This window comes from Shinella sp. Sh6, assembly GCF_055392685.1.
Map to the genome: position 1 here is coordinate 2,540,569 of NZ_AP044005.1, position 13,541 is coordinate 2,554,109.

Consider the following 13,541-nt stretch of genomic DNA (forward strand, 5'->3'; position numbering starts at 1 on the left):
GGATGCGGCCGGGCGGCGTCGATGCGCCGCCCGCTCCGTCAACCGTGATTACTCGTTTTCGGAGTAGGTGTACTTGCCGTCTTCACCCTTCTTCCAGGTGTAGAGGACGTAGTCCGGACGGGTGATGTCGCCCTTCTCGTCGAAGGAGAGTTCGCCGATCGCCGTCTGGAACGGGCCCTTGGCCTTGAGCGCTTCTGCGACGGCCTGCGGGTCGTTGCCGCCGGCTGCCTTGGCAGCTTCGGCGATGACCTGGAGAGCGGCGTAGGAGTAGAGCGTGTAGGCTTCCGGTTCGAAGCCGGCAGCGCGGAACTTCTCGACGAGCTCCTTGGCGGCCGGGTTCTTGCGCGGGTCCGGAGCGAAGGTCATCAGCGTGCCGTCGACGGCGTCGCCGGCGATGGAGGCCAGCTCGTTCGAGACGATGCCGTCACCCGAGATGAACTGTGCCTTCAGGCCCTGGTCGGCAGCCTGGCGCTCGATGAGGCCGAACTCGGTGTGCAGACCGCCCCAGTAGACGACGGAAACGCCGGCTTCCTTCATCTTGGCGATGAGGGCCGAGAAGTCCTTGTCGCCGATGTTCACGCCTTCGTAGACGGCTTCGGTGACGCCGGCTTCATTCATGAACTTCTTGGTTTCGTCTGCAAGACCCTGGCCGTACGGCGTCTTGTCGTGCAGGACGGCGACCTTCGCGTCCTTGAAGTTGGCGGCGATGAAGGAGCCTGCTACGGCGCCCTGCTGGTCGTCACGGCCGCAGGTACGGAAGGTGTTCCACAGGCCCCGCTCCGTGTAGGTCGGGTTGGTGGACGCCGGCGAAACCTGCAGGATGCCGTTTTCGGCGTAGATTTCCGAAGCCGGGATGGAAACGCCCGAGTTGAAGTGGCCGACCACGAACTTGACGCCGTCAGCGACGAACTTGTTGGCGACGGAAACGCCCTGCTTCGGGTCGGAAACGTCGTCGCCGAGCACGACCTTGATCTGCTCGCCGTTGATGCCGCCGGCAGCGTTGATGTCCGCAGCAGCCTGCTCGACGCCCTTCTGGATCTGCGCGCCGAAGGCGGCGTTCGGGCCGGTAATCGGGCCGCCGACGCCGATCAGGATGTCGGCCCAGGCGCTGCCGCTGAAGGCGACCACTGCAGCCAAAGCGACAGCCGACATGAGAGACTTCTTCATATTGTTACTCCCAAATTTTAGAGCGGGTTGGTTTCAACCGGCCGCAACACCCGCATTCATTGCGCCGATATCGTTATGCCGTGGCCGGAACCGGCCACGGGGTTCCCTCTGGTTATTTGGACTTCCAGGAAAAAGGCGAGGCCTTTTCATAGAGCCAGTAGTAGATGTTGGTCATCTGCCGCGTGCGGTAGTAGCGGAAGCCGAGCGTAGCAAACAACAAAAGCACCAGCGTGTCCACGGCATAGTATTGCACCGTCAGCATCGTGCCGGCGAAGAGCGCGTGGTGGATGAAGCGGATGGCGACGCCGAGCAGCAGCACGTAGACGACCAGCGTCCCGTAGTTCTGCCAGTTCTCCGCCACGCTCTTGCCCGTGCGCCAGGCGGTCCAGCCGCCCATGATGATGGTGATGAAGAGGAACTGCCAGATGGACGGTTCTTCGTAGAGAATTCCCTGCATGTCTTTTCTCCCCTAGACCCGCCTCAGTGCCTGCCGCCTTCGAGATAGGCCGCGCGCACTTCCGGATTGGCCAGAAGCTCCTTGCCCGAACCGCTCATCGTCACCTGCCCGTTGACCATCACATAGGCCCGGTGGGAGAGTTTCAGGGCGGCGAAGGCGTTCTGCTCGACGAGGAACACGGTCAGGCCCTGCTCCTCGTTCAGCACCTTGATCGCGTCGAAGATGCCCTTGACGATCAGCGGCGCGAGGCCGAGCGACGGCTCGTCGAGAAGCAGGAGCTTCGGGCGCGCCATCAGCGCGCGGCCGATGGAGAGCATCTGCTGCTCGCCGCCCGAAAGCGTGCCGCCGCGCTGGCTCTGGCGTTCTTTCAGGCGCGGGAAGAGCGTGAAGATCTTCTCCACGTCCTCGTCGAAATACTTCAGGTTGTCGAGGCTCGCCCCCATCTGGAGGTTCTCGTACACCGTCATGCGCGGGAAGATGCGGCGCCCTTCCGGCGACTGGGCGATGCGCCGGCGCGCGATCATGTGCGTCGGCAGGCGCGTGATGTCCTCGCCGTCGAAGGTGATCGTGCCGGAGCGGGCCTGCGGGCTGCCGCAGATGGTCATCATGAGGGTCGACTTGCCGGCGCCGTTCGCGCCGATCAGCGAGACGATCTCGCCCTTGTTGACCTCGACATTGACACCGGCGAGCGCGCGGATGTTGCCGTAGTAGGTTTCCACGGCGCTGACGCTGAGAAGCGCATCACTCATCAGTGCGTCCCTCCCTGCGTCTCTTCGATCTCTTCGATTTCCTCGATCACCTCTTCGACCTCATCATCTTCGACACCGAGATAGGCCGCGATAACCTTCGGATCGTTCTTCACATGCTCCGGCGTGCCGTCGGAGATCTTCTGCCCGTATTCGAGCACGACGACGTGGTCGGAGATTTCCATGACGACCGACATGTCGTGCTCGATGAGCAGGATCGACGTGCCGCTGTCCTTGCGGATGGAGCGCAGGAGCTCGTTGAGCGCCAGCGACTCGCGCGGGTTGAGGCCGGCCGCCGGCTCGTCGAGGCACAGGAATTCCGGCCCCGTGCACATGGCGCGGGCGATTTCCAGGCGTCGCTGCGCGCCGTAGGGCAGGTCGCCCGCCGGGTCGTCGGCGCGCTCGATGAGGTTTGCCTTCTCCAGCCAGTACTTGGCGATCTCGATGGATTCGGCCGAGGCCTTCTTGTAGGCCGGAAAACCGAGCAGGCCGAGGAACGTGTAGCCGGAGGCCTTCATCAGCATGTTGTGCTGGGCGACGAGCAGGTTTTCCAGAACCGTCAGGCCCGAGAACAGGCGGATGTTCTGGAAGGTACGCGCCACCTTGGCATCGCGGGTGATCTCGAAGTCGGCCATGCGCTCCAGCAGGAACTCGCGGCCGCCCTTCTGGCGCATGGTGATCATGCCCATGGTCGGCTTGTAGAAGCCGGTCACGCAGTTGAAGACCGTGGTCTTGCCGGCGCCGTTCGGGCCGATGAGCGCCGTGATCTCGCCGCGCTGGGCTTCGAAGGAGAAGTCGTTGATGGCCATCAGGCCGCCGAAGCGCATCGACAGATGCTCGACTTTGAGGATTGGATCGTTCGTCATCGTATTCGTCCCGGGCGCCATCAGCCGTGCCCTTCCGTGGTGAAGCTGCTGGAGACGGCCTTGCGTTCCTTGAGGAAGGCGGTCGGCTCGCGGCTTCCGACGAAGCCGCGCGGTTTCCAGACCATGACGACGACCATGGCGAGACCGAAGATCAGCATGCGGTAGAGTTCCGGCGTGAAGTCCGGCCCGAAGATGGCCTTCAGGAAGGTCATTTCGCGCAGCAGCTCCGTGCCGCCGACCATGACCACCGCGGCGATCGCGATGCCGACGAGCGAGCCCATGCCGCCGAGGACCACAATGGACAGGATGATCGCCGATTCCAGGAACACGAAGCTTTCCGGGGAAACGAAGCCCTGGCGCACGGCGAAGAAGGAGCCGGCGAAGCCGCCGAACATGGCGCCGGTGGCAAAGGCCGTCAGCTTGGTCGTCACCGTGTTGATGCCGAGCGAGCGGCAGGCGATCTCGTCTTCGCGCAGCGCTTCCCAGGCGCGGCCGATCGGCATGCGGCGCAGGCGGATCGTCACATAGGCGGTGAGCAGCGCCAGCGCCAGGATGAGATAGAAGAGGAAGATCTTGTAATAGGCCGAGGACATCGGCAGGCCGAAGGCCTTGGCGAAGTAGTTCGGCGCGCCGACGTCGAAGGACCAGATGCCGAAGACGGAGGCCTTCGGAATGCCCGAGACGCCGAAGGTGCCCCGCGTCACGTCCGTCCAGTTGATGAGGACGAGGCGGATGATCTCACCGAAGGCGAGCGTCACGATGGCGAGGTAGTCGCCCTTGAGGCGCAGCACCGGGAAGCCGAGGATGATGCCCCAGAAGGCGGCGAGGATGCCGGCGAGCGGCAGGAGCGCCCAGAAGGACAGGCCGAACTGCTGCGAGAGCAGCGCGTAGGAATAGGCGCCGACCGCGTAGAAGGCGACGTAGCCGAGGTCGAGCAGGCCGGCAAGGCCGACCACGATGTTGAGGCCCCAGGCGAGCATCACGTAGATGAGGATCTGGATGCCGAAGTTGTCGACCCATTTCAGCGAGCCCTGCACGCCGAAGATCGCGACGGCGATGAACGGGTAGACCAGCAGGAACGCGATGGCGATCTTGCTGAAGTTGCGCCTGAAGAAGCCTTCCTGCTCCTCCGTCACCGGCTTTGCCGAGGCGGAAGCCTTGCGGGCTTCGAGCCGGGGACGGATATAGGCGACCATCAGGAAGCGGCCGACGGCGGCAACGGCGACGAAGATCGCAAGCAGGCCCCAGCGCTGGTTCAGCACCAGTTCGTTGCGGATGTTCTGCGTGGTCTCGAGGCCGACGAAGAGGACGAAGAGGCCGAGGGAGACGAGACCGGCGAACACGCCCTCGCGCAGAGCCCGCGCCGTCAGGTTCCCGCCGGCGCTCTCATGGGTATTCGAAATGTTGGACATGGATCAAACCTTCTCGACTTCCGGTCGTCCGAGAATACCGGACGGCTTGAAGATCAGGACGATGGCGAGGATGGAGAACGTCGCGACGTCCTTGTAGTCGATGGTGAAATAGGCGGACCACAGGCTCTCGATGAGGCCGATGAGCATGCCGCCGAGGACGGCGCCCGGAAGCGAGCCGATACCGCCCAGGACCGCGGCCGTGAAGGCCTTGACGCCCGGAATGAAGCCGTCGGTGAAGACGGTCACGCCGTAGTACATCAGGTACATGGTGCCGGCGACGGCGGCGAGCGAGGCGCCCATGATGAAGGTCACGGAGATCGTCCGGTCGACGTCGATGCCGAGCAGGGCGGCCATCTTGCGGTCCTGTTCGGTGGCGCGCTGGGCGCGGCCGAGCGCGGTCTTGTTGACCACGTACCAGAAGATGGCAAGCAGCACGACCGTCAGCACCATGATGATGATCTGCTTGAGCGAGATCGCGATGCCGAAGACGTTGTAGACCGAGGAGACCATCGGCGGGATCGGCTTGTTGCGCGGGCCCTGGGTCACCTGGATGAAGTTGGACAGCGTGATCGACATGCCGATGGCGGTGATCAGCGGCGCGAGGCGGAACGAGCCGCGCAGCGGCCGGTAGGCCATCTTCTCGATGGTCCAGTTCCACAGCGATGCCGTCAGCATGGCCGCGATGATCATGACCAGCAGCAGGAGGACGACCGGAAGGCCGACGAACACGCTGGTCAGGATCAGGAAGGTGATGAGAGCGGCGAATCCGCCGAGCATGAAGATATCGCCGTGGGCGAAGTTGATCATGCCGATGATGCCGTAAACCATGGTGTAGCCGATGGCTATCAGACCATAAATCGAACCAAGCGTCAGCCCGTTGACGAGCTGCTGGACGAAATACTCCATATGTAATCCCCCGGATGCGGTTCCCTGAGGGCCGCATCTCTTGTTCTTGCCCGCTCATTTTTGAGCTTGTTAGACGATGCGGATTTCATACCGCTTTCGAGGCAAAAGGGAAGCCCAAAATGCCCGGATCGACAATTTCTTTGTCAGGAAGGGTTAAATGGCGCATTTAACGCCGCAGAAACCAAAAAATCGGCAGCAAAAACGCCCGTTTGCCCAAAAATACGCATGCCGGCGGGCAGATGCGATGTGCCGTTTCAGGACACCGTTTCCGCCCCGGATGGCGAGTCAGCCGCGCATCCTGACACCCGAGGGATCGAAGAGCGGTTCGGCCTGATGGCGGGCCGGCAGCATCTTCCCGAGCAGCTCGATCGACCACCCGGCCTTAACGTCGGCGATCTCCTTCGGCACGTAGCCGATCGCCACGGAAACGCCCGCGGCATGGGCGAAGCCGCCCGACGTCACCCAGCCGCGCACCGCGCCGTCGAGGTAGATCGGCTCGTCGCCGATGACGTCGGCATCCTCCGCGTCCACGATGAAGGTGCGCAGCCGCATCGCGCCGCCGCTCTCCCGCTCGGCCTTCGCCGCCGACTTGCCGATGAAATCGGCCGCCTTGCCCGTCGCCACGAAGCGGTCCAGCCCCGCCTCCAGCGGCCCGTAGAGCGGACGGTATTCGCGCGCCCAGCTTCCGTAGGACTTTTCGAGGCGCAGGGCATTCAGCGCCCGGAGGCCGAAGAGGCGGATGCCGAAACCCGCGCCGGCTTCGAGGAGGCGGTCGTAGAGGTAGCGCTGGTATTCCGGCTTCATCCAGATCTCGTAACCGAGGTCGCCGGTATAGCTGACGCGCCCGACGATGGCGGGCGCCATGCCGAGGTCCATCTTCCCGACCGCCATGAAGGGAAAGGCGTCCGCCGAAAGGTCCCGGTGCGTCAGCTCTTGCAGCACCTCCCGCGCCCGCGGCCCGGCGACGGCGAGGCCGACGAGCGAGAGGCCGAGGGCTTCGAGCGACACCGAGCCGTCCGCCGGAAGGTGCCGTTCGAACCAGCGCATGTGGTAGTCCTCGGCAATGCCCGAGCCGACGAGGAGGAAATCCCCCTCCCCGAGCTTGGCGAGCGTGAAGTCGCCGATGAGCTTGCCGTCCTCCTTCAGCATCGGCGCCAGCGTCATGCGGCCGGTCGCCGGGATGCGGCAGGCGAGCAGACGGTCGAGGAAGGCTTCCGCCCCGCTGCCCTTCACCGCATATTTGGCAAAGCCCGAGGTCTCCATCAGCCCGACGCCCGCGCGCACCGCCTTGGCTTCCGCGCCGACCGTCTCGAAATCCGTCGAGCGGCGCCAGGAGAAGCTGTCCGCAACGCCCTCGGGCGCGAACCACAGCGCCTGTTCGAGGCCGTAGGAGGCACCGAATACGGCGCCCGCCGCCTTCAGCCGGTCGTAGATCGGCGTCGTCAGCAGCGGCCGGGCGGCCGGCAGCTCCTCGTTCGGATAGCGGATCGAGAAGCGGCGCGAATAGTTCTCGCGCACCTTCGCATTGGTATAGGCGAGCGTGGCGTAGTCGCCGTAGCGGCAGACGTCCATGGCGAAGACGTCGAAGCCGGGATCGCCGTGGATCATCCAGTTGGCGAGCGCAAGGCCGACGCCGCCGCCCTGGCTGAAACCGGCCATCACCGCGCAGGCCGACCAGAAGTTCGTCATGCCGCGCACCGGCCCGACGAGCGGGTTGCCGTCCGGCGAGAAGGTGAAGGGGCCGTTGATGACCTTTTTGATGCCGGCCCTGTTGAAGGCCGGGAAGTGGCGGAAGCCGACCTCCAGCTCCGGCGTGATGCGCTCGATGTCCTCTTCCAGCAGCTCGTGGCCGAAGCTCCACGGCGTCGTCAGCGGCGACCACGGGCGGCAGGCCTTCTCGTAGGTGCCCATCAGCATGCCGTTGCGCTCCTGCCGGAGATAGATCTCCCCGTCGAAGTCGACGCAGTGCATCAGCTCCTTGCCGCGCGTGCGGTTGAACTCGATCACCTCCGGCATGTCCTCGGTGATGAGGTACATGTGCTCCATGGCGAGCACCGGCAGCTCCAGCCCCACCATGCGGCCGATCTCGCGCGCCCAGAGCCCGCCGCAGTTGACGACGTGCTCGGCGACGATCTCGCCCTTGTCGGTGATGACGCGCCAGCTCCCGTCCGCACGCTGCACGAGGTCTCCCACCCTGGTGTGCAGGTAGATCTCCGCGCCGTTCCTCTTCGCCGATTTCGCATAGGCATGCGTGGTGCCGTAGGGGTCGAGATGGCCTTCGACCGGGTCGAACACCGCGCCGACGAACTGGTCGGGATCGAGCAGCGGCATCAGGTCGTGCGCTTCCTTCGGGCTGAGGAGATGGGCTTCAAGGCCCATATAGCGCCCCTTGGCGAGGATCGACTTCATCCAGTCGAAGCGCTCCTTCGTCGCCGCCAGCATCATTCCCGAGGTCATGTGCAGGCCGATATCCTGGCCGGAATAGTCCTGGATCTCCTTGTAGAGCTCGACCGTGTATTTCTGCAGCTTGGCGACGTTCGGGTCGCCGTTGATCGTGTGCATGCCGCCGGCCGCATGCCAGGTCGAACCGGAGGTGAGCTCCGAGCGCTCGACGAGCACCACATCGGTCCAGCCGAATTTCGTGAGATGGTAGAGGACGGAGCAGCCGACCACGCCGCCCCCGATGACGACGACCCTTGCATGGCTCTTCATGAAAAACTCCGGCGCTCGGCGGGTTGAGGAAAAGGGCTGCTGCAAACGGTTGCAGCCTATTTCGTCCTCCGGATGCCCGGCAAGCCCGCCGTGCGAAGCGCCATGTCGCTCCGGCGATTTTGTCAGCGCGTGTCGAAGTCCACCGACAGCTCGTGGCTGCGCGCCATGATCTTGAGATCGTCCACCAGCGCGCCGGCAAAGCTGCGCGTGACGACGATGCCGAACCGATCCCCGCCGGTGCGGGCAAGGTTCACCGACAGGTGGTTGCAGAGCACGTTCGCGGCCCGGCCGACCGGAAAGGCATCGATATGCAGGTCGGCGCCGATGCCGTTCGCAAGGATGCGGGCGGCGTCCGGGCCGGCGAGCGTCAGCGCGACGCGGCCATGGCTCTGGTCGACCACGAAGGCGAAATCGCCGAGCCGGACGGAAAGCTCGGCGCCGAGCGTTTCCGGCGCATGCACGTCGGAAAGGACCAGCCATTCGCCGGGCGCGACGAAACGCGCCTCGAATTCGCCGCTCGCAACGAGGACCCCCGCCGCCTCGGCCGCGCGGCCCGGCGCGGCGAGCATGGATGCGATCGCGCTCGCACGGTGGACGGAAAGGTGGTTCGTCCGCCGCTCGGAAACCGCGCCGATCGTGCCTTCCAGCGCATGGACCGTCTGGTAGTCGTAAGCCATCGCCCTCACCTCACGCCATCAGCTTGCGGTTTTCCGGATCGACGAAGACCGGATCGCAGACTTCCGCCACCGTCTCGACGCCGCGCAACTTGTCCCAGACGACGATCTTCTCGCCGTAGCGCTCGCGCCCGGATTTCAGGAAGGCGAGCGCGATATGCCCGCCGAGCGTCGGGGAGAAGCAGGCGGAGCTGACCCAGCCCTGGTCGTTCAGCGTCGAGGGTTTCGCCCCGTCCTTCAGGAGGTGCGCACCGGCGCGCATGTCCTTGTCCGCCTCCACGGCTTTCAGGCCGACGAGTTGCGCCCGGTCGGCCGCCGTCAGGCCGAAGCGGGTGGAAAGCCGCTTGCCGATGAAATCCGGCTTGCCGGCAGCCATCATGCGGCCGAGGCCGGCATCGTCCGGCGTCACGCGGCCATCGAATTCGGCATGGGTCACATGGCCCTTCTCGATACGCAGCACGTTCAGCGCCTCCAGGCCATAGGCGCAGATGCCGTGCGGCGCGCCCGCCCGCATGATCGCATCCGCCACCGCCTCGCCGAAGCCCGCCGGCACCGCAAGCTCGTAGGCAAGCTCGCCGGAGAAGGAGATGCGGAAGAGCCGGGCCTTGAGGTTGCCTTTCAGGCGCACCTCGCGGGCGGCGAGGAAGGGGAAGGCCGCGTCGGAAAGATCGTCCTCGACCAAGGCTTGCAGGATGGCGCGCGCCTTCGGCCCGGCGAGCGACATCTGCGCCCATTGGTCGGAGACGGAAAGGAAGCGCACGCCGAGCTCCGGCCAGAGCACCTGCGCGGCGAATTCCATGTGCGCGAGCGCGCCGGCCGCCATGCCCGTCGTCGTGGTGAGAAGGAAATGCTCTTCGCCGAGCCGGCTCACCGTGCCGTCGTCGTAGACCATGCCGTCCTCGCGCAGCATCAGCCCGTAGCGCGCCTTGCCGACGGGCAGCTTGAGAAGCGGATTGCAATAGAGCCGGTTGAGGAACTCGGCCGCGTCCGGCCCGAAGACCTCGATCTTGCCGAGGGTCGAGACGTCGCAGAGCCCGGCATGCTCGCGCACGGTGCGCACCTCGCGGTCGACGCTTTCGCGCCAGGTCTTCTCCCCCGCGTTCGGGAACCAGGCGGAGCGATACCAGAGGCCGGCATCGATGAAGGCCGCGCCGTTGCGGGCCGCCCAGCCGTGCAGCGGCGAGCGGCGCACCGGCATGGCATGCTCGCCGACGGAGGTGCCGGCAAGCGCGCCGAAGGAGACGGGCGTATAGAACGGCCGGAAGGTCGTGGTGCCGACCTCGGCGGGGCTCACCCCGCGCATGGCGGCGAGGATGCCGACGGCGTTGATATTGCCGAGCTTGCCCTGGTCGGTCGCCATGCCGCTCGTCGTGTAGCGCTTGGCGTGCTCGACATGGCCGAAGCCCTCGCGCACGGCAAGGCCGAGGTCGCGGGTATGCACGTCGTTCTGGAAATCGACGAAGGCCTTGGATTTCGCGCCCGGCACATGCCAGAGCGCGGTGAAGGACGGGTCGATCTCCTCGCCGACCACGGGACGCTCGAACCCCGCTGCCGCCCGCCCCAGCGCCTCGACGACGGCGGCGGCCTTGCGCGCGCCGTCCTCCAGGCATTCGGCGAGGCGGTAGAGCCCGGACGTAGCGCCCGCCGTCACGAGGCCGGAAACATCCGGCGCGAGGAAAGCCTGCAAGGCCTCCGACCAGACCGGCCTGCCGCCGCGCTGGCAGGCAAGGTGGATGACCGGGCTCCAGCCGCCCGACATGGCGAGCGCGTCGCAGGCGATCAACTCCTCGAAGCCGCCGCGATCGGCCACCAGCGCGCGGATGCGCTGCCGCCCCTTCGTGTCGACGACCGAGCCGCCGCGGATGAGCCGCACGCCCTCGGGCGCGGCATCCGCCGCTTCCCGGCGGCTGTCGATAAGCGCGGCGATGCCGACGCCCTGCGCGGCAAGGTCGCGCGCCGTGCGGTAGCCGGAAGAGCCGTTGGTGAAGATGGCGACCGATTTGCCGGCGGCAACGCCGTAGCGGTTGGCATAGGTCGCCACGGCATCCGCCGTCATCACGCCCGGCCGGTCGTTCCCGCCGAAGACCAGCGGCCGTTCCTCCGCGCCGGTGGCGAGGATCGCCCGCTTCGCCGCGATGCGCCAGACGCGCTCGACCGGGCAGGCGGGGTCCACCGCCGCGCTGTGCTTCTGCACGCGCTCGATCGCGCCGAAGACATTGTCGTCGTACCAGCCGAAGACGGTGGTGCGCGGCAGGAGGGTGACGTTCGGGCTTGCCTGCAATTCCTCGACCGCCCGGCGGGCGAAGACGACGGGCGCCTCGCCGTCGAGCCGCGCCGTTTCCGAAAGCAGCGCGCCGCCGAGGAGGAAGTCCTGTTCGGCGAGGACGACGCGCAGGCCCGAGCGCGCTGCGACCAGCGCCGCGGCAAGGCCGGCCGGCCCGGAGCCGACGACAAGGAGGTCGCAATGCGCCCAGCTCTTCTCGTACGCGTCCGGGTCGGGCGAAAGCGCTGTGCGGCCGAGCCCTGCGGCGCGGCGGATCAGCGGCTCGTAGACCTTCTCCCAGAAGGCCGAGGGCCACATGAAGGTCTTGTAGTAAAAGCCGGCCGACAGGAAGCGTGCGAGCCTGTCGTTGACCGCGCCGAGATCGAAGGCGAGGCTCGGCCAGCGGTTCTGGCTGACGGCGGCGAGCCCGTCGTAAAGCTCGGCGACCGTGGCGCGGGTGTTCGGGTCGCGCCGCGCGCCGGTGCCGACGGTCACCAGCGCATTCGGCTCGGACGGGCCGGCCGTCACGATGCCGCGCGGGCGATGGTACTTGAAGGAACGGCCGACGAGCAGCCGGTCGCTGGCAAGCAGCGCCGAGCCGAGCGTGTCGCCGGGATGGCCGGAAAGGCTCGCGCCGTCGAAGGTAAAGCCGAGCGTGTGGTTGCGGTCGATAAGGCCGCCGGAGGCAAGGCGATAGGCGGTCATCGCGCGCCTCCCCGGCCCTCAGTGGCATCGGTGACCGCGAAGACCTCATGGGTGAAGTTGTCGCGCTCCACGACGAGCCAGCGCCGGCAGCCGCTCACATGCTGCCAGTGCTCGCGGATGCGCCCGCGCGGATTGGCGCGCACATGCGCGTAATCGTTCCACGCCTCGTCGGGCGCCATCGGCGCGGGGCGGACGGGGGTGGCGTCGCCGCGGATGGAGAACTCCTCCTTGGGACGCGTGCCGCAGTGCGGACAGGAAATCAGGCTGGCCATGGCTCGCTCAATGCAGGTTCGGCTGGGTGCCCGCACCCGCCTCGTCGATGGGAAAACCGCGCTCGAAGCGGTCGAGCCTCAGCGCGCGGGCCACATGATGGCTCTCGCCCCGGGCGATGAGATGGGCAAAGCAGAAGCCGGAGGCGGGCGTCGCCTTGAAGCCGCCGTAGCACCAGCCGCAATTGAGGTAGAGGTTCTCGATGGGCGTACGGTCGATGATGGGCGAGCCGTCCATCGACATGTCCATGACGCCGCCCCAGCTTCGCAGCACGCGCACGCGCGAAAGGCCCGGGATCATCGTCACCCCCTCCTCCATGACATGCTCGGCGGTCGCAAGGTTGCCGCGCTGGGCATAGGAGGAATAGCCGTCGATCTCCGCGCCGAAGACGAGGCCGCCCTTGTCCGACTGGGAAATGTAGAAGTGCCCCGCGCCGTAGGTGATGACATGGTCGATGCAGGGTTTCAGCCCCTCGGTGACGAAGGCCTGCAGGACGTGGCTTTCCAGCGGCAGCTTCAGCCCGGCCATCGTGCCGACGCGCGAGGTGTTGCCGGCGGCGGCGAGCGCCAGCCTGTTGCAGCCGATGAAGCCCTTCGTCGTCTCGACGCCGGTCACGAGGCCGTTCTCCCGGCGGATGCCGGTGACCTCGCAGTTCTGGATGAGGTCGACGCCGAGCCGGTCGGCCCCGCGCGCAAAGCCCCAGGCGACCGCGTCGTGCCGCGCCGTGCCGGCCCGCCGCTGCAAAAGGCCGCCGACGATGGGAAAGCGCGCATGGTCGAAATTGAGGAAGGGCAGCATCCTCTTCAGCGTCTCGCGGTCGAGCTGCTCGGCCGCCACACCCTCCATCATCATCGCGTTGCCGCGCCGCGTATAGTGATCGCGCTGGCTGTCGTTGTGGTAGAGGCTGATGATGCCGCGCTGCGAGAGCATGACATTGTAGTTCAGTTCCCGCTCCAGCCCTTCCCAGAGCTTCAGCGAGAACTCGTAGAACGGCTCGTTGCCGGGCAGCATGTAGTTGGAGCGCACGATGGTCGTGTTGCGCCCGACATTGCCGGAGCCGAGATAGCCCTTCTCCACCACCGCCACGTTGCGGATGCCGAATTCGCGGGCGAGATAATAGGCCGTGGCAAGCCCGTGCCCGCCACCGCCGACGATGATCACGTCGTAATGCGGCTTCGGCTCGGGCTCCCGCCAGACGGGTTTCCAGCCGAGGTTGCCGGCAAGGGCCTGCTTGAAGATGGAAAGGGCGGAGTAGCGCATGCGAAATCCCGGATCAGTCGGCCCACATTCGCATATGCAGCACAAACGGCAAGTCCGCGCAGCGCCGCAGGGGCGACTCTTTCCACATCGTCCTTGCGGAGCG

At 66.2% G+C, this 13,541-nt stretch carries 11 protein-coding genes; all 11 read right to left on the minus strand.

Annotation, left to right across the window (positions count from 1 at the left end; all coding sequences use genetic code 11):
• Nucleotides 1–48: 48 nt before the first annotated feature.
• The 11 genes from ACZ5TO_RS12220 to ACZ5TO_RS12270 all read right to left on the minus strand — a co-directional run bounded on the left by ACZ5TO_RS12220 (nt 49) and on the right by ACZ5TO_RS12270 (nt 13,438).
• On the minus strand, nt 49–1,167 hold the full coding sequence (locus ACZ5TO_RS12220) for a branched-chain amino acid ABC transporter substrate-binding protein (protein ID WP_184143821.1): 1,119 nt from the start codon (nt 1,165–1,167) through the stop codon (nt 49–51).
• A 112-nt stretch (nt 1,168–1,279) separates the two neighbouring features.
• On the minus strand, nt 1,280–1,624 hold the full coding sequence (locus tag ACZ5TO_RS12225) for a DUF6867 family protein (RefSeq protein WP_184143823.1): 345 nt from the start codon (nt 1,622–1,624) through the stop codon (nt 1,280–1,282).
• 23 nt (nt 1,625–1,647) lie between these two features.
• Complete coding sequence (locus tag ACZ5TO_RS12230; RefSeq protein ID WP_184143825.1) at nt 1,648–2,373, minus strand: ABC transporter ATP-binding protein; 726 nt, start codon at nt 2,371–2,373, stop codon at nt 1,648–1,650.
• On the minus strand, nt 2,373–3,257 hold the full coding sequence (locus ACZ5TO_RS12235; protein WP_464798274.1) for an ABC transporter ATP-binding protein: 885 nt from the start codon (nt 3,255–3,257) through the stop codon (nt 2,373–2,375). The genes ACZ5TO_RS12230 and ACZ5TO_RS12235 overlap by 1 nt, the downstream gene beginning before the upstream one ends.
• Nucleotides 3,257–4,648: a high-affinity branched-chain amino acid ABC transporter permease LivM gene (livM, locus tag ACZ5TO_RS12240; protein ID WP_184143829.1), complete on the minus strand. Its 1,392-nt coding sequence runs from the start codon at nt 4,646–4,648 to the stop codon at nt 3,257–3,259. The genes ACZ5TO_RS12235 and livM overlap by 1 nt, the downstream gene beginning before the upstream one ends.
• A gap of 3 nt (nt 4,649–4,651) precedes the next feature.
• Nucleotides 4,652–5,554, minus strand: coding sequence for a branched-chain amino acid ABC transporter permease (locus ACZ5TO_RS12245; RefSeq protein ID WP_184143832.1), 903 nt, complete (start codon nt 5,552–5,554; stop codon nt 4,652–4,654).
• Nucleotides 5,555–5,839: 285 nt separating this feature from the next.
• Nucleotides 5,840–8,266: a GcvT family protein gene (locus ACZ5TO_RS12250; RefSeq protein WP_464798275.1), complete on the minus strand. Its 2,427-nt coding sequence runs from the start codon at nt 8,264–8,266 to the stop codon at nt 5,840–5,842.
• Between the two features lie 122 nt (nt 8,267–8,388).
• Complete coding sequence (locus tag ACZ5TO_RS12255; protein ID WP_464798276.1) at nt 8,389–8,943, minus strand: sarcosine oxidase subunit gamma; 555 nt, start codon at nt 8,941–8,943, stop codon at nt 8,389–8,391.
• A 10-nt stretch (nt 8,944–8,953) separates the two neighbouring features.
• Nucleotides 8,954–11,908 carry a sarcosine oxidase subunit alpha family protein gene (locus ACZ5TO_RS12260; protein WP_464798277.1) on the minus strand — a complete coding sequence of 985 codons (2,955 nt, stop codon included), beginning with the start codon at nt 11,906–11,908 and terminating at the stop codon, nt 8,954–8,956.
• Nucleotides 11,905–12,180: a sarcosine oxidase subunit delta gene (locus ACZ5TO_RS12265; protein ID WP_464798278.1), complete on the minus strand. Its 276-nt coding sequence runs from the start codon at nt 12,178–12,180 to the stop codon at nt 11,905–11,907. The genes ACZ5TO_RS12260 and ACZ5TO_RS12265 overlap by 4 nt, the downstream gene beginning before the upstream one ends.
• Nucleotides 12,181–12,187: 7 nt before the next feature.
• The gene (locus tag ACZ5TO_RS12270; protein WP_464798279.1) at nt 12,188–13,438 is read right to left on the minus strand and encodes a sarcosine oxidase subunit beta family protein; all 1,251 of its coding nucleotides are present in this window, start codon (nt 13,436–13,438) and stop codon (nt 12,188–12,190) included.
• Nucleotides 13,439–13,541 lie beyond the last annotated feature (103 nt).